This is a genomic window from Corynebacterium aurimucosum (genome assembly GCF_030408555.1).
GTDB classification, from domain to species: Bacteria; Actinomycetota; Actinomycetes; order Mycobacteriales; family Mycobacteriaceae; genus Corynebacterium; species Corynebacterium aurimucosum.
On record NZ_CP047048.1, the window covers coordinates 847,326 to 866,592 of the forward strand.

The 19,267-nt window shown below is 58.3% G+C and carries 25 protein-coding genes, 1 tRNA gene and 1 pseudogene; 8 read left to right on the plus strand and 19 right to left on the minus strand.

Annotated features, from left to right (window positions below; translation table 11 throughout):
* Nucleotides 1-9: 9 nt before the first annotated feature.
* Nucleotides 10-936: a DUF1906 domain-containing protein gene (locus CAURIM_RS03990; protein ID WP_201828549.1), complete on the minus strand. Its 927-nt coding sequence runs from the start codon at nt 934-936 to the stop codon at nt 10-12.
* 194 nt (nt 937-1,130) lie between these two features.
* Between CAURIM_RS03990 and CAURIM_RS03995 the strand changes: the two genes are divergently transcribed.
* Nucleotides 1,131-2,114: a hypothetical protein gene (locus CAURIM_RS03995; protein ID WP_236659306.1), complete on the plus strand. Its 984-nt coding sequence runs from the start codon at nt 1,131-1,133 to the stop codon at nt 2,112-2,114.
* 31 nt (nt 2,115-2,145) lie between these two features.
* On the opposite strand, the gene CAURIM_RS04000 is transcribed toward CAURIM_RS03995, so the two are convergent.
* Nucleotides 2,146-2,574 carry an OsmC family protein gene (locus CAURIM_RS04000; protein ID WP_201828547.1) on the minus strand — a complete coding sequence of 143 codons (429 nt, stop codon included), beginning with the start codon at nt 2,572-2,574 and terminating at the stop codon, nt 2,146-2,148.
* A gap of 126 nt (nt 2,575-2,700) precedes the next feature.
* Between CAURIM_RS04000 and CAURIM_RS04005 the strand changes: the two genes are divergently transcribed.
* The 5 genes from CAURIM_RS04005 to CAURIM_RS04025 all read left to right on the plus strand — a co-directional run bounded on the left by CAURIM_RS04005 (nt 2,701) and on the right by CAURIM_RS04025 (nt 7,179).
* On the plus strand, nt 2,701-3,096 hold the full coding sequence (locus CAURIM_RS04005) for a metallophosphoesterase family protein (RefSeq protein WP_366519352.1): 396 nt from the start codon (nt 2,701-2,703) through the stop codon (nt 3,094-3,096).
* A protein-coding gene (locus CAURIM_RS04010) for an IS3 family transposase (RefSeq protein ID WP_201827686.1) occupies nt 3,044-4,260 on the plus strand; the annotation gives its coding sequence in 2 pieces (ribosomal slippage) (nt 3,044-3,305 and nt 3,305-4,260; 1,218 coding nt in all). The genes CAURIM_RS04005 and CAURIM_RS04010 overlap by 53 nt, the downstream gene beginning before the upstream one ends.
* Nucleotides 4,261-4,291: 31 nt before the next feature.
* A complete protein-coding gene (locus CAURIM_RS04015) occupies nt 4,292-6,265 on the plus strand; it encodes a LamG-like jellyroll fold domain-containing protein (RefSeq protein ID WP_236659305.1) in 1,974 nt (657 codons plus the stop codon).
* Nucleotides 6,266-6,436: 171 nt separating this feature from the next.
* Nucleotides 6,437-6,811, plus strand: a complete 375-nt coding sequence (locus CAURIM_RS04020) for a TetR/AcrR family transcriptional regulator (protein WP_236659304.1) — start codon at nt 6,437-6,439, stop codon at nt 6,809-6,811.
* A gap of 11 nt (nt 6,812-6,822) precedes the next feature.
* Nucleotides 6,823-7,179, plus strand: a complete 357-nt coding sequence (locus CAURIM_RS04025) for a hypothetical protein (protein WP_201828545.1) — start codon at nt 6,823-6,825, stop codon at nt 7,177-7,179.
* Nucleotides 7,180-7,399: 220 nt separating this feature from the next.
* Here the strand turns inward: CAURIM_RS04025 and CAURIM_RS12905 are convergent, their stop codons facing one another.
* Together CAURIM_RS12905 and CAURIM_RS04030 are read right to left on the minus strand one after the other, a co-directional pair.
* On the minus strand, nt 7,400-8,032 hold the full coding sequence (locus tag CAURIM_RS12905) for a class I SAM-dependent methyltransferase (RefSeq protein WP_353959321.1): 633 nt from the start codon (nt 8,030-8,032) through the stop codon (nt 7,400-7,402).
* A gap of 242 nt (nt 8,033-8,274) precedes the next feature.
* Nucleotides 8,275-8,874, minus strand: a complete 600-nt coding sequence (locus CAURIM_RS04030) for a TetR/AcrR family transcriptional regulator (protein WP_343884004.1) — start codon at nt 8,872-8,874, stop codon at nt 8,275-8,277.
* Nucleotides 8,875-8,930: 56 nt separating this feature from the next.
* Between CAURIM_RS04030 and CAURIM_RS04035 the strand changes: the two genes are divergently transcribed.
* Nucleotides 8,931-10,010 (plus strand): GNAT family N-acetyltransferase, encoded by a 1,080-nt coding sequence (locus CAURIM_RS04035; RefSeq protein WP_201828543.1) that lies wholly within the window; start codon nt 8,931-8,933, stop codon nt 10,008-10,010.
* Between the two features lie 313 nt (nt 10,011-10,323).
* On the opposite strand, the gene CAURIM_RS04040 is transcribed toward CAURIM_RS04035, so the two are convergent.
* The 10 genes from CAURIM_RS04040 to CAURIM_RS04085 all read right to left on the minus strand — a co-directional run bounded on the left by CAURIM_RS04040 (nt 10,324) and on the right by CAURIM_RS04085 (nt 16,062).
* On the minus strand, nt 10,324-10,587 hold the full coding sequence (locus CAURIM_RS04040; protein WP_201828542.1) for a hypothetical protein: 264 nt from the start codon (nt 10,585-10,587) through the stop codon (nt 10,324-10,326).
* Nucleotides 10,588-10,827: 240 nt separating this feature from the next.
* On the minus strand, nt 10,828-11,322 hold the full coding sequence (locus CAURIM_RS04045; protein WP_343884005.1) for a Panacea domain-containing protein: 495 nt from the start codon (nt 11,320-11,322) through the stop codon (nt 10,828-10,830).
* A gap of 82 nt (nt 11,323-11,404) precedes the next feature.
* The gene (locus CAURIM_RS04050) at nt 11,405-11,794 is read right to left on the minus strand and encodes a hypothetical protein (protein ID WP_201828540.1); all 390 of its coding nucleotides are present in this window, start codon (nt 11,792-11,794) and stop codon (nt 11,405-11,407) included.
* 129 nt (nt 11,795-11,923) lie between these two features.
* On the minus strand, nt 11,924-12,514 hold the full coding sequence (locus CAURIM_RS04055) for a hypothetical protein (protein WP_201828539.1): 591 nt from the start codon (nt 12,512-12,514) through the stop codon (nt 11,924-11,926).
* Between the two features lie 186 nt (nt 12,515-12,700).
* Complete coding sequence (locus tag CAURIM_RS04060) at nt 12,701-13,468, minus strand: hypothetical protein (protein ID WP_201828538.1); 768 nt, start codon at nt 13,466-13,468, stop codon at nt 12,701-12,703.
* Complete coding sequence (locus CAURIM_RS04065) at nt 13,375-13,977, minus strand: hypothetical protein (RefSeq protein WP_201828537.1); 603 nt, start codon at nt 13,975-13,977, stop codon at nt 13,375-13,377. Before CAURIM_RS04065 ends, CAURIM_RS04060 begins: the two co-directional genes overlap by 94 nt.
* Before the next feature lie 33 nt (nt 13,978-14,010).
* Nucleotides 14,011-14,211, minus strand: coding sequence for a hypothetical protein (locus CAURIM_RS04070; RefSeq protein WP_201828536.1), 201 nt, complete (start codon nt 14,209-14,211; stop codon nt 14,011-14,013).
* A 21-nt stretch (nt 14,212-14,232) separates the two neighbouring features.
* On the minus strand, nt 14,233-15,243 hold the full coding sequence (locus tag CAURIM_RS04075; protein WP_343884009.1) for a DEAD/DEAH box helicase family protein: 1,011 nt from the start codon (nt 15,241-15,243) through the stop codon (nt 14,233-14,235).
* Nucleotides 15,240-15,635, minus strand: a complete 396-nt coding sequence (locus CAURIM_RS04080) for a hypothetical protein (protein ID WP_201828534.1) — start codon at nt 15,633-15,635, stop codon at nt 15,240-15,242. The genes CAURIM_RS04075 and CAURIM_RS04080 overlap by 4 nt, the downstream gene beginning before the upstream one ends.
* Entirely contained in the window at nt 15,601-16,062 is a 462-nt protein-coding gene (locus tag CAURIM_RS04085; RefSeq protein ID WP_290206220.1) for a DNA methyltransferase, read from the minus strand. The genes CAURIM_RS04080 and CAURIM_RS04085 overlap by 35 nt, the downstream gene beginning before the upstream one ends.
* On the opposite strand from CAURIM_RS04085, the pseudogene CAURIM_RS04090 reads away from it, so the two are divergent.
* Nucleotides 16,039-16,580, plus strand: a pseudogene (locus CAURIM_RS04090) (integrase core domain-containing protein); the annotation flags it as partial. The gene CAURIM_RS04085 and the pseudogene CAURIM_RS04090 overlap by 24 nt on opposite strands.
* A gap of 53 nt (nt 16,581-16,633) precedes the next feature.
* Here CAURIM_RS04090 and CAURIM_RS04095 read toward each other — a convergent pair.
* The 5 genes from CAURIM_RS04095 to CAURIM_RS04115 form a co-directional block, all read right to left on the minus strand.
* Nucleotides 16,634-16,706, minus strand: a tRNA-Arg gene (locus tag CAURIM_RS04095).
* A gap of 122 nt (nt 16,707-16,828) precedes the next feature.
* Entirely contained in the window at nt 16,829-17,107 is a 279-nt protein-coding gene (locus CAURIM_RS04100) for a glutaredoxin domain-containing protein (protein WP_201828532.1), read from the minus strand.
* Entirely contained in the window at nt 17,107-17,652 is a 546-nt protein-coding gene (locus CAURIM_RS04105; RefSeq protein WP_201828531.1) for a dihydrofolate reductase, read from the minus strand. Before CAURIM_RS04105 ends, CAURIM_RS04100 begins: the two co-directional genes overlap by 1 nt.
* On the minus strand, nt 17,652-18,458 hold the full coding sequence (locus CAURIM_RS04110) for a thymidylate synthase (protein ID WP_201828530.1): 807 nt from the start codon (nt 18,456-18,458) through the stop codon (nt 17,652-17,654). Before CAURIM_RS04110 ends, CAURIM_RS04105 begins: the two co-directional genes overlap by 1 nt.
* Nucleotides 18,459-18,493: 35 nt before the next feature.
* Complete coding sequence (locus CAURIM_RS04115) at nt 18,494-19,252, minus strand: 3'(2'),5'-bisphosphate nucleotidase CysQ (protein WP_201828529.1); 759 nt, start codon at nt 19,250-19,252, stop codon at nt 18,494-18,496.
* Between the last annotated feature and the right edge of the window lie 15 nt (nt 19,253-19,267).

The following is a 19,267-nucleotide window of genomic DNA, read 5'->3' on the forward strand; positions in this document are numbered from 1 at the left end:
GGACGGCTATTAGCCCATGGACTTGCGCACGGTGTTGAGGATATCTACCGCTCCGCGCACCTGATCATTGCTGATGGAAGAACCAGCAATGGTGATGCCATCGCTGCTCACGCTGGAGCCGCGACCAGTGGGATCCGGCAGGGTGATGTTGGGCAGCGGGATGTTGTCCGGCACGGTCGGGATGTCCTTGACCTTGGGCGGAGTCACCGCGCCTTGGCCCGGGGTCCACTGGCCCCAGTCGTTGGCGTAGACGGTGTTGATATCGCAGGTCACGCCGTCGATGGTGGCTTGGTTCTTGGCTTTTTGGTGGATGGTGGTGCGCGGGTGAATCTTGCTGCCCGAACCCCAATCGTGCATCCAGTAGAACTGGCCAATGCGGTCGTTGACGCACCAGTCGATGACGTTGTAATTGCCGTACACGTCGGTCTGGTAGCCGGCGGCGCTCAGCGCCGTCGAGAAGGCCTTGAGGTAGGGGCGAATCTGGTTCTCGTACTGGGCACGGGTGGGGTTGTCATCGATCGCGATGTAGATCGGGCGGCCCGTCGGCCCACCAGCGGCCTTGTGGATGGCGATGGCCTGCGGGGCATGGACGGCGGCACCTGCCGCACCGTTGAGCCAGTCAGCAGTGTCGGCGCGGCCGAACTGGTAAATGGAGGCGGTCTTCAGGCCGACAGCGGCATTGGCCTTCGTTTCCGCCAGCGTGACGGGTTTGCCCTGCATCCAGTTAGCGCCGGGGCGGCGCTGGGAAACATAGCGAATGGCGCCGAGGTGGCCGGCGGCCTTGATGGCGCGCGCAGAAGGGACACCGGCGGAGAAGTCAATAATGGTGCCCACAGCTGGACCCACGGCGAGCGCAGCGGGTGCTTGGCTGCCGATGGCACCGGCGGTCAGCGCGAGAGCGCCAGCTTTGATGAGTAAACGGCGGGGCAGAGGCATAGTGGAGTTCTCCTAAAGGGCTGAGTGTGACGATGAAGGCGAGCGTAAAGTAAGTATCTGCGATAACTTTAGTCACAATGGTCTAAAATTTCACCACGGAGAGTGTGGGTGGGCACACAGTTGTGCCTCGCAGAGCCATAAACGTGCACGGAGCCCCATAAGACGGAGGAATAAGTATGGCTGAAGAGCTGAGAATGCGTTTCATTCAGGGCGACAGCGTGTTCCGGCTGAACCACCAGCAGTTCAGCGATGCTGAGGTGCAAGCGGTGCTTCAGGGCTACATCGAGAACTGCCGTCGGAACTCTCAGTGGATCCTCGATACCCGTGAAGAAGGAAACACCCTCGTGGTGGAGCATCTTTTCCCCGCGGAAGAATTCATCGAGGCGAATAATGACCGCCTGCACATCGATGAGGCCTTCGTCGAATCACTGCCCCTGACATACCCGATCGTGTTTGAAATCCGCTCCGGCTACCTGCGCATCCACAAGCCGCTAGCCAATAAATACGGCGCTCTCCTGTCTGACTTCATTCGCGGCTTGTGGGAAGTGTTGCTGCAAGGGCAGATGAGATACCTGTGGGATCACGGCTTTGCGCAGTGTGGTGGTGTGGGAACGATACAACTCAACGCCTTTGGTTTGCTGGAGCCGGACGAGCCGATTATCGGCTTCTACCGGGTAGACGTCGATATGCAGCACGAGGCCTGGGTATACATCACCCCGCAAGGGCTCATTCTGGTTTTTGACGATGATGATGTCCTTGCTTTCGACAAGGTGGACATGCGCAACCCTTCGGTTCCCTCTGGAGTCTTTTCTTTCAGCATGCTCAAGGTCGAGGTCGTCGGGGCCGGAGGCAACCAGACCGTTAGGACCGCGTTGAGCCCGAAAGACCTCGGAGAATTAGACCAGGCGCGAACGGATATCCGCACCATGTTGTCCTCGCCACACCAAGGGCAGCCGCGCCGTATGGTGGATCCGAACCCGCTTCCCTGGATCGTGGTGGACGGCGAAGAGCTGGGCTATATGGCACAGGCGGATCTGGAGCGCTACCGCCGCCAGCGCAGCGATGCTGGGCGCAATCCCTTCGGGGATGGCTCCCACACTATGCAGCAAGCCATGGACAACCCCTTCGCCGAATCGTGGGAGGAGAACCCCTCGCGCAACGACAACCCTTTCGCTTAAAGCGCCCCACAGGCGCTTAAAACGTGCAGTCTTAGGGCTGGGCCGTGCGGAACGTGACGTTGGTGGGGTTTTCTACCGTGCGGGACACGGTGCAGTCCTTGTCGTGGGAGATGCGCACGAGGCGCTCCACCATGGACTGGGCCTGGCGGCCAGCATCGGTGTCAGGGAAGCGGAGGGAGAATTCCACGTTGACGTCGCTAAGCCTTGAGGCGCCGTCCTCGTTGACGCGGGTACCTTCCACGTGAACGTCGAAAAGCTCCGGCTCCGTGCGCCGGGAGGTAACTACGTCGACGTCCACGGCTGAGCAGCCCGCCACGGCGGCGAGGAGCAGCTCAACAGGACTCAGTAGTCCCTCGCCCGAGCCGAATTCGAGGGTCGCGCCCGCAGCATTCGTGGCACGGTAGTGGCCGGTATCTACGCGGGTGACATCGACGTTGTACTTCTTAGTGATATTGCTCATGAGCGTTCATCCTAGCGGCGGATAATCTTTTAAACGGGCGTTCATGCGGTCGTTACGTGGGTGCAAGCTGCGCAGAATACATTTCTGGTGTCTCTTTTGGTTTTATTCACTGTGATTGTAAGATCTATGACGTTTCGCCGCCTGCTCGGCACCGTGGTCACCGCTTCGGTGGCCGGTACGTTCCTCGTCGTCCCGGCCTCTGCTGCCGAACCTTCAGAAGGCCTGGGCTCACGTTTTAGCATCGGTGTGCTGCCGGATACTCAGTTCTATTCCCGTTACTCCACCCCGGAAACCGGCAACCTGGCGCAAGCGCGCTACGGTAGCGAGCCTTTTAAGGCGCAGACCGAGTGGCTGGTGAAGAACCAGCAGGCGCTCAACATGGACTTCGCTACCCACCTCGGTGACGTGGTGAGGTTACCCTCGTTTAGTGGACACCCTATTTGTACGGATCTTGTGTCCGTAAGAGAGGATGTTCATTGTGAGTCAACAGCGCAAGAAGTACACGCCGGAGTACCGGCGTGAGGCCGCGAACCTGGTAATCGAGTCAGAGCGCCCAATTGCCCATGTGGCTAAGGAAATCGGTGTTTCCGCCGGGCTTTTAGGCCGGTGGGTCAAACTCGAGCGTGAACGCCGAGGAGCCTCGGATGGGATGAGTGAGGCTGATCTTCGTGCTGAGAATGCTCGTCTGCGCCGTGAGTTGGCGGAAGCCAAGATGGATAACGAGTTTTTGTCAAAAGCGACAGCCTTCTTCGCTTTGAGGCAACGCGAGCAGAAAAGTTCGAACTAATGCAGCAGGAGAAGGCGAACTACAGCATCAAGCGCATGGCACGACTATTAAAAGTATCTCGGTCTGGATACTACAAATGGGCCCATGTGCAGCAGAAACGACTATCCGGAAAGGATGATCGGGCAGCATTTTACGATGATGTTGACCGTAAGATTCATCAGATTTGGAAAGACTCCGATGAGGTTTATGGTGCTCCGCGGATCACCGCAGAGCTTGCCGAGCGCTACCACATTTCGCTTAACCGTAAGACTGTGGCGAAGCGGATGCGCATGATGGGCATTGAAGGGATTTCACCGCGTGCCTTTGTCCCGGTGACTACAATCCAAGCCAAGCGTAAGTCGAGTCTTCCTGACCTGGTCAAGCGCATGTTTGATACTGGTGAGCTCAACCGAGTGTGGATGTCAGATATTACCTACCTTCGCACCGGTGAGGGCTGGTTGTACTTGTGCGCGGTCCGCGATGGTCATTCCCGCAGAGTGCTGGGCTGGGCTATGGATAGCGTGCAAGACACACACCTGGTCGAACGGGCCCTGCGGATGGCGCATACACTGCGCGGTGATGTTCCTGATGGGCTGGTGTTTCACGCTGACCGCGGAACGCAATTTACCAGTGAGAAGCTCTGGGAGGTCTGCAGCAGACTGGGCATTGCTCAGTCTGTGGGGCGTACTGGTGTGTGCTTCGATAACGCGATGGCTGAGTCGTTCTGGTCGACGCTAAAGACTGAATTCTACGACCGTAAGCGATGGCCTACCCGTGATGCTGCACGCAAGGCCGTTGCCTACTGGATTGAAGTCGTCTACAACCGTCGGCGCCGGCACTCTGCACTCGGAATGGTCAGCCCCGTCGACTTCGAGAACCACACCGGCGCAATCAACAGCAGAAAAGAAATAGCTGCCTAACCACTAGGTAGCTCCACTACGTGTCCACGATTTGCGGGCAACCCCAGTGGTGGACCAGGCGGACGTCGAGGGGGAGTGGAAGGTTGCTGATGAGGCGATGAAGGTCCTCGATGATTCCGACCTGAACTACTCCATCTTGGCGGGCAACCATGACATGATTCAGGATGGTTCGGCGCACCCGTACAATGACTACTTCAGCGCCGAGCGCGCTCAGGCCGCCAACCCGGATACTTTCCAGGAGCGCCACACCGCAGTCAACAACGACTCTGAGTACCACATTTTTGAGGCTGAGGGCCAGAAGTACCTGGTCCTGGCGTTGGGTTGGCGCGCGGATGATGAAGCACTCGAGTGGGCCCAGGGTGTTCTCGATGCGCACCCAGACCTGCCGGTCATCCTCACCAGCCACGAGGTTCTCAACATCGATGGTGCCGGCGAGGTCTTCTACTCCGAGGACTATGGCGAGGGCCTGTGGGACAAGTTCATCAAGAAGAATGACCAGATCTTCTTGACCATGGGCGGCCACCACCACGGCGCGGGCTACCGCGTGGATAAGAACGATGCAGGCCACGACGTCATCGGCATCCTGCAGGACTACCAGATGGCTTACCAGGGCGGCAATGGCTTACTCGGCGTGCTCGAGTTCGATCTTTCCGGCAACGAGCTGGAGATGACCGCACTGTCCCCGTGGGTCGCGCAGAAGCCGGCTGAAGAGCTCACGCAGTTCGACAAGCTCATCCTCGATGGCAAGGGCGATAGCTACCACGTGCCGCTCAACTTCAAGGAGCGCTTCGCTGACTTCGCCCCGGACTGGACCATTGGCGATGAAAACGACCCGGACCTCGGCCAGAAGGCCCGCGACATCGCTGAGGAAGGCTACACCCCGTACACCATCCCGAAGGATCAGCTGCCGGAGGGCCCGAATGACTTCGTGAAGTCCGACAAGACCGTCTTCCACTGGCGCCCGGGGCAGACCAAGAACACGGACGGCAAGCAGCTTGCCGACGGCGATGTGGCCACCGAAGGTGCCATCATTCCGGATGCCTTTGGTGCCGACGGTGCCGGTGACCTCGTTCGCGAAGGCGGCCCGTCCAATGAGGGCGAGCGCATCACCTACACCAAGGACCACCACCCGCTGTCCTCTGATTCTGGCTCCCTCTACTGGTCTGACCCGGCCGGCCAGGCCGCTATGGCAGAGTTCCGCTCCAAGGAGGGCGCTGAGATTAACAAGGTTGATACCTCCGAGGGCTACACCTTCGAGTCCTTCGTGAAGATTCCGAAGGACTTCAATGGCTCTGAGCACGGCTGGGGCAGTGCGCTTTCCCGCGACTCCAGCATCGCTGAGCTTGTCGACGGCTCCGACGACACCGACCCCACCGTCATGTTCGGCATCTCCAACCTGCGTGAGCTGCGCTGGTGGGCGGAGCCCAAGGAAGGCGAAGGCTCGACCGTCTGGTCTCACGAGGTGCCCACCGATGAGTGGATGCACATCGCCGTGGTGAACAAGCCGGATTCCGACACCGTGGAGATGTTCATCAACGGTGCACCCATCCTGCGCAACGCCAAGGGCGCTGAGGGCTTGCTCCCGCGCGATTTGCAGTGGGTCATGGGCGCTGGCTTTGATAACCGCAAGCCGCAGGACCCGTGGTACGGCTGGATTGGTGAGACCCGCCTGACTCAGGGCGTTCTGGACTCCGACGAGTGGCTCACCGCCCGCCCGGCCGTGAAGGAAGAAGAGCCATCCTCTTCCGCGACCACCTCTCCGTCTGAGTCGACTACCGAACCGAGCAAGCCTTCTAAGCCGACTAACACGAAGGAGCCTTCCGCCAGCGACATCGGCCAGGCCTTCTTCGCAGGCTCCAGCCGCGGTGCGAAGATTATGCTCCCCATCGTCGCCGTCATCGCAGTCGTCGGCGGCGCCGCCTACGCTCTCATCCCGACCATCAACCAACTCTTCGGCCTCAACATCCCGCAGCCGAAGCTGCCGAAGATCCCGGGCCTGAACTAGTTTCGCCCACGAACCTCCGTCCCCCGTCTCACAAAGAGGCGGGGGATTTTTGCTGCACGGGATTTCGGCACCTATTTGTTAGGAATGTGGCTTGAGTGAATCGGCTTCGCAGTGTAGTCGAAGCTAATCCAGTTATGGACAAACCATTCTGGAATGAGTAGTATGAAACTCATGGGACGGCCTCGTAAATTCAATGAAAAGGAAGTTCTTGCCGGCGCGATCACGCTATTTGGCACGAGCGGATTCACTGCAGTCTCAGTGGACGTCGTGGTCAATCAGCTGGGTCTTAACCGGTCCAGCTTCTACAACATTTATGGCTCAAAGCATGGGTTGTTCCGTGCTGCTGCGGAAGCGGTGTGCGCCCAAGCTAAGAACGGGCAAGTGTCGGACGCGGCAAAGGACTTCGTAGTGGTGGCACTGGTTGAGGTGGCGCCTGTCAGCAAGGATCTACGGGAACTAATCCAACAGGCCTATGAACTGTGCTTCAGTGACCCAAGCTCACTAGGGCAGCACGTGCTTGCCCGCTCTCAAAGAATCGAAAAATAAGGAGAACCATCATGAACAACAATCTCACTCTGACAGGCAAAGAGCTCGTCATCGAGCCGCTCGGGCTTGATAAGCTCTGGTCTTTGACCGGCAGCATCGCGGTTTCGTGGAACCACGTTCGTGGAGCTACTCATGACCCTGGAATGAAGCACGAGCCCAAAGGCCTTCGAGCACCGGGTCTGCGGGCCGGCCAAAAACTATCGGGCACGTTCCACTCTGACGGTGGACGCCAGTTCTGGAACATTAATGGTTATGAGAACGCTGTTGTCATCGAGCTTAAAGACGAACGCTTTGACCGGTTGATTGTGTCTCTCGAAAACCCGACTGAGTGCGCGGCTCGCATTAATGAGAAGGCTCAGGCGGAGTAAGGGCTGTTCTCATCGACTGGGCTGGTCGTTCTTTGTCGCGCATGCTCGGGGATAATCCGCACTTCGATGCAGGAGTGTTTACGCTCACGGTAAATGGTGGTTGAAACGGGAGAGTCCCACAGACTGAGTCTACGGCCAAGCCTTCATCACAACTGCCATAACCAGATCTACGTGCCTGTTGCCGCAATAGTTATTGTCCAAAAAGCAAAGGTGTTCCCAACTAACAACGCCGTGCAAGAACGTCTAGATGCGGCCTAATGCCATTCGTGCATCGAGAATGGACAGAAATTCCCTGAAAGCCAGCCGAGTCCAGCTGCTTGAGAAGCTCTACCTCTGACCAGTAATATGCCTCGGCAATTGCATGCTCGAAGGGGGCACCTTGCTCCCCTAAAAACGCTCCGAGAAGAAGAGTGCCACCCGGTCTAAGGGTCCTTGCGAATTCAGTTAGAACCAGGCCCCAGTCATCTGGCCGCAAATGAATCAACGAGTACCAAGCAAGTATCCCCCCGAGACTGGAGGACTTAAGCGGGATCTCCGACAATTCGCCCAAAACGAAGTTGGTGGAGGGAAATCTATTTTTCGCAATTCCAATGAACTCTGAGACCATATCAAGCCCGACTACTTCACATTTCAAAGTCCGCAATAAGTCTGCCCAGTGTCCGGGCCCCGACCCCGCATCCAGCACCGGACCATTAACCGCCCTTCCCCACTCAGAGATGAGTAAGACGTCCTTAGGGCTCATGTCCTCAATTGATCCCAAGGCTTCGACGTATTCGGGAGCGCGCTTTGCATAAGCCTGCCTTACGATGTCGTACAACGTGCCTCCGTCAACTCCGTAAAGATTTCCAGTCATCTCGACCACTAGAGAGTCTAACTCAATTCCAAGAGTGTATTTTTGAGTAAACACATTCGGAAAAGAGAGAAAAGTAAGCGAACGAGCCCTGTGGCAGTCTGTTAACGATGCCGCGACCCATTGCAAGTGGGGGGTAATCGAACAATCCCTAGCCCAGCTACTCCACAAACGGCCCAGCTGGGCTTCCTCTCGACATTTCGAGTCTTCCGCGCATTGCTGCTGCCCGAAATTGGATGGTTCCGTCAAGACAAGAGTTTCTTGATGCCCTCGGAGAGAATCTCTTGTGGGCTAATGTGGTGCGCCGCATGGAGGCGCGCATAAGTCGGGGATTGTTCGGGGTTGATGGCAACACGCTTTTCGTCGGGCGCCATGGGAGCGGTCAGAGCGGCGCCGATCACTAGGTTTGATAACCGGTAGGCAGTTCCCAACGGGTCCGGGACTCCCTCTCGCTCGAGTAGGACGCACATACGCTCAGAGAGCACTAGGTAAGCAGGGCCTCTGGGGGCGCGCATGCCGATGACCTGACCAGCCCACCGGTGGGTCGTGAGGTGCGTGAAGAAAGCTTGCATCAGGGTGGGGAGGTCGGCGTTGCTGATCGACTCGGACATTGCGGGGTCATCTGCAAGCGCTGTATCGAGGGCGAGGTCGAATAGGTCGTCGACTGACTCCACGCGGGAGTACAAGCTAGCTGGGGCGACGCCCACCTGTTGCGCCACAGCTCTCATGGTGAGAGCCCTCAATCCACCTTCGTCCAACAGCCTTACCGATGCTCTCGCAACCTCCGCAATATCCACGGCGCGGAGACGCTGCACAGGCTTTCGATTTTCCCAGTAATTCACCACACCAGCCTAGCTAAACCTGCTTGAACCACCTATCCGAACTATGTTAGTTTTGGAACATGCTGGATGCCACCAACCTTCCGATCACTTTTGAGAACACTTGCCTGCGCCCTCTCTCCGAACTGGACGCAGATGCGTATGCAGCAGGCACCAAAGATGGAGCTGTGCGGCGCTTCGCTCACCTACCTGAACCTGACTACACCCCCGAGTCCGTGCGACGGATGATCAGTGAAGAGGTCGCGGAAGGCCTCTCGTCCGGCACGTTGGCAGTCCTTGCACTTGCCGACGCCGAGACCGACCAGTTCGTGGGTTCCATGGTTCTCTTTGATGTCAGCTCCGAGGCTGCAGAGGTCGGATTCTGGATTCATCCCGGTGCGCGAGGGGGTGGGCATGCCCGTCGGGGCTTGGAACTGGCATCACGCTTTGCGCGCACCAGTGGACTTCGAACCCTGACGGCACGCACGCTTCCGGAAAACAAGGCCTCCCAGCACTGCTTGACGACGGCGGGATTCCGCGAGACCGGACGAGGCGTAGGGACCACGCCCGCAGGACAGCGCGAAGAGTTGTTCCATTACCAGCGCGATCTCGTGCCCGCATCCAAGTGGCCGTTGGTGACAGAACGACTTCGACTCCGTCTGCATGAGATGGGCGATGTCGCATGGCTTCACGAGCTGTACTCGCGACCTGACGTTGCTCGTTACCTGTTGGACGAACCATGGACTGTGGAAGCCACCCGTGACAAGCTCGCGGAGCGGCTATCAAAGACTGACCTCGATGGTGAGACTGCTGCACTTGCACTAGTCATCGAGTATGACGGCACCCCGATCGGAGACGTCGCACTGTGGCTCACAGATAAGGAGCACCGCCAGGGCGAGATCGGGTGGGTTCTGAACCCGGTACACGGTGGGCAAGGATTCGCTAGTGAAGCCGTTCGCGCGGTACTTGCCCTCGGGTTTGACCATTACCATCTCCACCGCATTACCGCACAGATGGATGCCCGCAATAGTGCCTCGGCAGCACTTGCTAACCGCGTTGGGCTCCGGCTCGAAGCGCATCACGTCCAGGACTGGTTTAGCAAGGGTGAATGGACCGATACCCTCGTTTACGCGCGGCTTGCCTCCGAGAACATAAGCCAATGAATGGCGTCTGATTTGAAATGAGCAGCGGTTGGATGTCTTAGCGGGTAGCGATTCCTAGTCGCATTTTCGGCCACAGCTCTCTGATGGCAGTCCCTGCACAACGCAAAACGCCTCAAATTTTTGCAGGTAGAAGCGTTTGGTGTGTTGAGGGGTTGTTTGAACAGTCAAACCAGATTCTTCGAACTCGGGAGATTCGGATATTCACTCTCCCAGCCGATATGCCGGTCTCGGTTGAAGTTGATTCCCTAGTAGGATACCCGCCGATTCCCTACTTTGGCAGGGGACGAGTGTTAGGGGCCGAATCGTGCTCTGACTAGGTATTACGCTTGGTGGTGGGGGAGACTTGATGATCGGGGTCATACCAGAGGATTCGGAACACATCGCCCGTCCGGAATCCCCAGAGGCGCACCGTTCCCTGTATTCGGAACCGGTAAAGTGATTCCTCGTCGGAGTGTCCTAGTTCAATCAGCCGTTCCTGCGCGAGTTTATGAATCGAAGTAACGTCCTGGCGGTGGTGCATGCGATGTCCAGTACCCGACCCGGCGCTCCAGACCTCTTTCCATTTCTTCGCGGACATGTCCGATAGAAAATTTAGTAATTGTTTAGTTTCGGGAGGGGTTAAGTCCCAGCGACACCCCAACTTGTTGAATCCAGTGTCGACTGTCTGTGCCGTCCAACGAACGGGTCTATCCATAAAGTCGCCATTCGGGGATTGTTGGGATAGTGACTTTCTAGTTGGGGGAGCGGAGACAGGAGCCAGACGCTTCTTTCTGTTGTTTTCCTGTCTCTTGGCTTTCTTGCGATCTCTTTTCTTCATCTACAGCGGAACGGATTCTTCCGCCAACTTACCGCCGTAGAAGTCCTGGACAACGTCAAGGTCGATTGGGTTACTGCTTGCGGCACCCTCGGGAATGTCTTCACGGGCCTGCCGCCAAGGACGCTCACTATGAGTGAGGTCGCTTAGTTGCTGGCCGGATAGGTTGCCGTAGGCTTCGATTACAGCGTCGACGGTTTCTTTTTCGGAATCGGTGAGTCCTGCGGACATACCGATTCCCGATTCGGGTCCAACTGTGAACCTTCCGCTGTGTTCGCGGAAAAGGTCTCTGACAACCGGACCATTTGCCCAGGCTTCAATGCGTGAGTCGAAGAGTGGTATCTCGTCCCAAACCAAATTCCAGGCTTGGGAGTAGTAGACGAGTTTCTGAAGTTTCATAGTTGTAACCGGGGTCTTCATTTGCTCCAAGATGTACTGTGCAACGTCTAAAACTCGCGCCATGACTACTCCTTTCTCTGCTAGGAATCTAAAACCCATTATTCTCGCTGACGGCTCACTTCACATAATCCAACACGATTTAGAGGATTTGGATTCCTCATGTCCCCCTTTCCGGGGTTGTCTACTCCATCACATCTCGCACGACCTCGGCGTACTCGTGGTCAATGTCTAGGTCGAGTACTCGAATCTCGTCGATGGTGAGGTCGCCCTCGCTAACCGCAATACTAATGGGGACAATGTTCTCGATAGAGAAAACCATTTCTTGCAACTCCCGGTCGATGTGCTTCCGGGGCGCGATGAAGTCGAAAGAGATGTGACTGACCAACCCGTCATTCTGGTCATTGGCCTTTATGCGAACCCCGGCGGGGAGTCGCTTGCCCGACGGGGCGGTGAGGGCGGCACCAGAAAACATCGGTTTAGCCCATGCTTCATAATCGGGAATCGTCAGCCAGTACCGCTCGGAGTTGAGCACGTCAATCTCGATGGTTGTAGTGCGGTATCGCGTCCGCATAGTAGCCTCCTGTAGGAAAATCGGGCCCCGAAAGTGCGGGTATTCGGGGTGAACGTCGTTCGTTCGGCGTCAGTATGACTCACGTTCCCGACACGTATCTCCCGATTGCGAACAAGAGTTCTAATTCGCCTACATCGCGCCGAACATTGTCAGCACGGCTCTTCCTGCGGCTCCAAGCGATGTCAAGACTGTTCCGGCGTCACTCGCGACGGATAACCCTCGGCGCAGCCCGTCCACAACTCGCGCCGGTTCCTTGCCTCCTTGGGTTTCTTCTTCAACTGCGTCAGCTATCTCGGTCAGACCGTCCTCGCGCAAAACGGTGACCAGATTTCGTACCTGCTCGGGCGTCACCTGCACAGTAATGGTCTGCTCGTTGTTGATACCCACCTGACCGCCGTGGACGTCGCCTGTCACGTTGACCGTGTTGGTAGTTGTCGATGAGCCACTCCGTGCGCGAAGATAGTCACCTACAGATTGGCCCGTGTAGACGAGTGCTTGTCCCTCACCGGTGAGTCCTCCCACGAATAGGGAGTGACCCGCGTCCGACATCATCGTTACTAACCCGGTATCCCGGAGCATAAAACCGGCTCTTTGCAGTTCCTTCGCGGTGAAATCGCAATAGCGAGCGAGTTCGCCGAAGGTAGTAGAGATTTTTTCGTATTCTTGACCATCGAGGTAATTTAACAGCCAGTCCGCAGGGGCGAATCGGTTTGTGCTCATATTCTGTGTCTCCTCTATACTTGTTGTGGTTTAAGGGTCGTTGGCCCGCAAGTATTGGCGCTTGAACTGCAAGCGGATAAGCGGCACCGAGGCTGCGTCCCGGTTTGCGAGGTACTCCTTCGGGAAACCATCCAAGAAAAACAGTCGGGAGGTTGAGCACCTCCCGGCTGTGTCTCGGTCTCTCGATTAGGAGTAATCCGTCGCCACGTCCAACGAGTACACACCCACAGTACTACTCGCGTTCTTCACAGCGTTGCGGACAACCTCCTGCTGCTGCATGTCCACCACCCGGTACCTCCCATCAATCTCGGCGACTGCCTCGATACGACCAAACGCCTCACCGTGGGGCTCCGCGTAGCGGGCAAGACCCAGGAGTTTTGCCTGCGCGTCGCCCAGATGTGTGCCGTGCGCATCAATAATGTTCATCTCCACACCGTCGCCGCGCTTGGTGAAGAAGATGAAGTCGGGACACATCGCGCGCCACTCGTCCTTGTAGAGGTAGGGCACCACCACACTCGACGAGCCGGCACGAGACGGGTTGCGGTACCAGTACAAGTTCTTATCGTGCGCCTGCTCGACTTCGCGGACGTGCTGCTCCCGGGTGTTCAACTTGACCGGGAACACGCCCTTGTCGTCCGCTATGGCATGGCCCTTGTACGTCGCAGCGGTGTAGACGTACTTGTCGCGTATCGGCTCACCGTCAGCGCCGCGAACCTGCTCGCGCTGCACCACGATTTTGCTCAGCAACACGAAATCGGTCGTGAGTGTCTCCGCGCCGGAGGCGATGACGCGCTCGTAGTGCGAACGCTCCTCGTCGGACAGCGCCTTTCGCGCGGTGCGGGTTTCGGTCAGCCGGGTCCTCACGCGGGTCGCCGTGTCCATGCGCACGCGGTCCACAACTTCGTCAACCCACCCCGCGGCAATGCCTTGCAGCGTAGCGTCGTAGGTGTCCATCGGGGTTTCGGGTCGTCGATAAGGGAGCTGATGTACTTCTTCAACTGCCTGCCGGACAGGCCGTGTTCGGCCATCTTCTGTGACTGCTGAATCGAACGGTCGTCGGCGCCATCGCCTACAATAGCCGTCACATCCCGAAGTGAGGCAGTCTCAATGTCGCGTTTCGCGTCCTCGACTTTGTCCTCGAACATGGCGACAGCACTGCGAATCGCGCTGGTCATAAAGGCGCCGGCCTGTGCGGCGCACCCCTCGACAATGCCGTGCTGACTAAGCAAGAGCGAGAATTCGTTGAGCCGCCTGACGTCGTCTCGAATCGTCCTCGGCACGGCATAGGTCGGCACAGCAGAAAGCGCGCGCCACAGGGGCCTTGTCGTCCTCCACCTCGGGGTTCGGCCGAGCGGGATTGCGTCGATGAGGACGGTCGGCAGCAGCGTGCCGCCGCCACCGAACTTGCCCTTGCTAATACGTCCCGCCACAGCAGTGGTGGTTTCCTCGTCGAAGCGTGGCAAGAGGCACTAGGTTGAGTACAGTAGGCCGTTGCCCTAGATACGACGAGCCAGCGGAGAGCGCACCATGCGACCAATAGTCTGCGTGATGTGGGTCTGGTCCTTGGCTGGCCGAAGCGTCACCAGCACCTCCGCGCGCGGGCAGTTCCAACCCGTCGAGATAGCGGTCTTGGCGAACACGACGCGGAGTCGCTCACGTCCCTGGACTTTGTCCGGCTCGACATACGGAATGTGCATGGAGCCGGGCAATGCGATGTCCTAGTGTTCGCCGAGCACGTTGCAAAACGCCTCCGGTGCGGTGTCGATGGTGTCGGCAATCGTAGAGACCCAGCGTTGGAAGTCCTCCGGTTTCGCGCCGTCCGGCACTTGGGCCACCATCAGCGGAATCACGTCGGCCAACTGTTCGTCGCCCGCGGTGTACTCGGCCCATGCCGCGTACGAGAGCGCGAGTTTCTCGGCGCCCGCGGGCAACACGGTGGTCTCAAAGTCACCGACCTCGGTGGGGAAAGTGAGCACAATCTCGTCCTTGATAATGCCATAGTCCCGCACCCTCGCCGGGTCGACCTCCACATTCGAGATGGTGTCGCGGTCGGCGATAGTGCCCGTCGTCTCCTCGAACCGCTCCGGGGTGGCGGAGATACCGAAAAGAATTGGCAACGGGGGAGCGCCGTGTGCACCATCGACAAGTCTTCGCACGATGGTGTTCCGGTTCTTTGGGTTCATGCCCCTGTGCGCCTCGTCAAGAAACATGTAGACCACAGTGCCGCCGTCTGCGGTGTTTCGCAGCTCATCCCAAAAATTGTGCTGGGCGGTATCAGGGCGCGCCAGAAGCGCCTCTTGGTCGTCGTCCTGGGCGCCGCGTACGAGGTGACCGTTCTTCGAGAGTTTGTCGGAGTTGAGGAAGTAGACCATGCCGGGGTTGAGGCGTTCTGCGGCTAAGTCCGACTCGATGGTCTGGGTTCTCAACGCCAGGACCTCGCTTGCACGAATAAGGCTTTTGCGGGATTGTTCGTTCAGGCTCGGCTCCTCGGAGAACCACAGAATCGTCGCGTTGGGGTCGGGCTCGAAGAGGTTATCCTCACGTCCCTCGAAAATGGTCTCGATGACCGCCGCGGCCATAACCGTCTTGCCAGCGCCGGGTAGTGGCTGGCAGTGCGAAGGCGGACGGAGTGCCGTCGAACTCGAAGTTTCGCCTGGCGCGGGTAGTTCTGCAGCACCTCGCGCACGGCGTCTTCCTGGTAGTCCTTGAGAATACAGCGCATGGCCTATGCGTACCTTCCTGTGTTGACCTCGAAGTTTGTCAGATACGACTCGTAAAGGCGCACAGTTTCGATACCGCTGGGCAAAAGGCCCGCGACGTGCTGGAACTGACGACGGTCGTCGGTGATGATGTAAATGAGGCCTGAGCGCTTGTCCTCGTCCTCGGCGATGAAGTCGTCGAGATAGTCGAGCGACTCGATGACCCCGTAGTAGGCCGACCCCCGTAGCCCTTGTCGGTAGGTCGTCGATGACCGAGCCTTGTTGGCCTGCGCGCAGCCACAGCGGGGGAGCGATACAGCTAAACCCGCGCGCGAGTTGGTTTGCCAGCGGGTCCTCGTAAGTGAGCGTGAAGAACTTGGCGTTGGCTTAGATGCCGACGGAGAATTCCGAACCGTCTTCACGGCGGCCGCTGATAATCGTTCGGGTGCGTGGCTTAGTGACATATTCGTAAACACCTTGGGATTCCCACTCGATGTCACCCTTGCGTAGACCGGCATTGGTCATCGCGGCAGCTTTCTTCTTACCGACCTCGTTATTTGTCACGACAATCGCGCGACGTTTTGACGCGGAACGTTGATTGATAAGTGCTACCGCCTCCAGCGTGGAACCGGAGCCGCCTAAAAAGTCGAGGACCACGCCGTCCTTTGGGGTGCAGACCTCAATCCAGTCTGCGAGTACGGTGACGTCCTTGGGATTAGGGAAACGCTTTTCTTTGAACACGCACTTATGGACGCCTTTGTCGTTCCAGAACAGATGACGAGAACCGTGCGTCCGTTGCCTGTCGAACGTGGATAGGAGGGCGGCCCCGCACGAAACGGCTTCGAGCAACTCCTCATCGACCTAGGAATCAAGCAGAAAAACGGCAAACCCTACCACCCCCAAACCCAAGGAAAAGTCAAACGCTTCCACTACACCTTTAAACTAGCTCTTTCGAACAAAGCACCAGCTCAAAGCCTCGATGAACTCAACGCTCAGCTAAAAGAAATCATCGGATACTACAACTACAAACGCCCCCATAGAGCCCTAAACAGAACCACCGCCGCAGAAGCCTATACAGCCCTACCAAAAGCGCATCCAGCAGAAATCAAACCAGACCGAGACTACCGACTACGCACCGACAAAGTAGGTACCAACGGCAAAACAACCCTGCGATGGGGCGGCAAACTACGCCGCCTCTACATAGGGCGCAGATGGGGCGGAGAACCCATCACAATGGTATGCGTCGACAACCACGTCAACATCAAGACCGCCCCCTAGGGGTACAAATCGCGGCCTACACACTCACCGAAGAAAAGGTTTACTACAACAAGAAAGACAACGAACTCAACCCCCAACGGGGCAACTAAAAACGAAAAATCTCGAGACACCGACCGGAACGATGTCTCGAGACTTCACAGAGTGCCCCAGAGAGGATTCGAACCTCCGACACCGGCTTTAGGAGAGCCGTGCTCTATCCCCTGAGCTACTGGGGCGGGGGTGCGTTGCGCACCTTGGTAAGACTAGCAGCCTTGCTTTAGGCGGCGGTAAATGCGTAGCCGTTTGAAGCGGAGCGCCCGCGGGCTGTGGCGTGGGTGGCCGCGCCGGGTGCTTGGGTTTACTCGCCGGACAGCTCTGCGTACTTGGCGTGGACCTCGCTAGCAGCGGGATTGGTGGCGTGGGTGCCGTCGGAGTAGAGGACGGTGGGCACGATGCGGTTGCCATCGTTGACGGACTCGATCCAAGCGTTGATATCTTCGGTGCCTTCCGCTTCGGCGTCAACGAGTGCGTGCGGAGTCTCAGTGCGATTGAGGGCGGAAATCAGGCGTTGGCAGAACGGGCACCAGTCGGCGTAGAAGATGGTGACGTGTTCGGTAGTTTCCGGGGTAGTAGCCATTAAGCAGCAGCCTTTCGGTCGTAGGTAAGGAATCGGTATTTCATTGGCAGCTCGCTCGGCGGCTGCCCGGGGATGGTGAGGTGTCCGGACTGTGAGGTCAGCCAGTCGCTATCGGCAGACAAGCTGAACTCATCCGGTACGGAGGGGGCCAGTACGGCGTCGTCGCCGTAGGCATCGCCGACCTGCACACCCATGAGGGTGAGCTCGATGGTATCGACGCGGTCGAGGGCGGAGTTATAAAGTTGGCCGCCGCCGATGATCCAGGCGTCGCTAGGCGCAGCATCAAGCGCGGCGTCGAGGTTATCCACCACGGTGGCACCCGCAGACCATTCGCCGGGTTCATGGCTGGACAGCACGATGTTCTCTCGGCCTGGCAGCGGGCGGAACTTGGGGTTGAGGGATTCCCACGTCTTGCGGCCCATGATGACAGGCGCGCCCATGGTCACTTCCTTGAAGTGCTTCAGGTCCTCCGGCACGTGCCAGGGCATAACCACGCCGTCACCAATGACCCCGTCGAGGGACTGGGCCCAGATTGCGCCCAGCATTAGACGGACACCTGTGCCTTGATGGTGGGGTGGGGGTCGTAGCCGATGACCTCAAAATCTTCGAAGTCATAGGAGAACATGTCCGGCGCCTTGTGGAGCTTGAGCTGTGGGTACTCGCGGGGCTCACGGGAGAGTTGCTCTTTGACCTGCTCGATGTGGTCGTTGTAGATGTGGCAATCGCCGCCGGTCCAGATGAGATCGCCCACCTTTAAACCTGCTTGCTGGGCAAACATGTGGGTCAGCGCGGCATAGGATGCCAAGTTGAAGGGCACGCCCAAGAACATGTCGGCGGAGCGCTGGTAGACCTGCATGGACAGCTTGCCGTCAGCGACATAAAGCTGGAAAAGCAAGTGGCAGGGCATGAGCGCCATCTTGTCCAACTCAGAGACGTTCCACGCGGAGACCAAGTTGCGGCGGGAATCCGGGTTGTTCTTGAGCGTATCCAGCGCGACCTGAATCTGATCGATGTGCTGGCCATCCGGCGTGGGCCAGGAGCGCCATTGCACGCCGTAGACGGGGCCCAACTCACCGTCCTCATCGGCCCACTCGTTCCAGATACGGACCTTGTTTTCCTGGAGCCACTTCACGTTGGAGTCACCGCGCAGGAACCACAGCAATTCACCAATCACGCCGTGGAAGTAGACCTTCTTGGTGGTCAGCAGGGGAAAAGACTCCGCCAGGTTATAGCGAAGCTGGGCACCGAACAGGGAGAGGGTGCCGGTGCCAGTGCGGTCGCCTTTGGGAGCGCCTTCTTCCAGGACGCGGCGCAGGAGGTCCTCGTACGGAGTCTCAATCATGGTCGCCATGATAGCGCTCTTGCGCCCGTGCCACGCGCGTGGGGTTAGTACCCGCCGTTGGCCTCCGCGTAGGCGGCGGCGTGTTCCAGAATCTCCTCTGCCAGCTCCGGGCGGCAGATCAAAAGATCCGGGATGAAGGTGTCCTCGTTATTGAACTTGATGGGAGAGCCATCCAGTCGTGAACAGTGCAGGCCCGCGGCCAAGGCCACGCCTACCGGAGCGGCCTGGTCCCACTCGTACTGGCCGCCGGCGTGGATATAGGCGTCGTAGTCACCCAAGAGCACGTGGATGGCCTTCGCACCTGCGGAGCCCACGCCGACGGTCTCAAAGCTCATCTTCTCCGCGACGTAATCCGCCACCTTCGGCGGACGGTTGCGGGAGACCACGAACTTCTTTGACAGCGGGCCCGTTACCGCGCGCACATCGGAGGACTTAAAAGTCACGCCCATGTCCGGCATGCCGACGGCCGCGTGGATGGGGGTGCCGTTTTCTACCAGCGCGATGTGGACGGCCCAGTCCTGGCGGCCGGTAGCGAACTCCTTCGTGCCGTCGAGCGGGTCAATGATCCACACGCGGTCCTTCTTCAAACGGCTCAAGTCATCGGCAGCCTCTTCCGACAGGACGCCGTCCTTGGGGCGGTGCTGCTCAAGGACGCGGGAGATCCACTCCTGAGCGGCCTCATCGCCGGCATCACCCAGCGCCAAGCCGCGCAGCAGGCCACCGTTGCGCACGCCTTTGAGTATTTCGCCGCAGCCATCGGCGAGGGAGTTGGTTAGACGGGAATCAGAAATCTCAACGGTCATAGTGACCAGATTAGC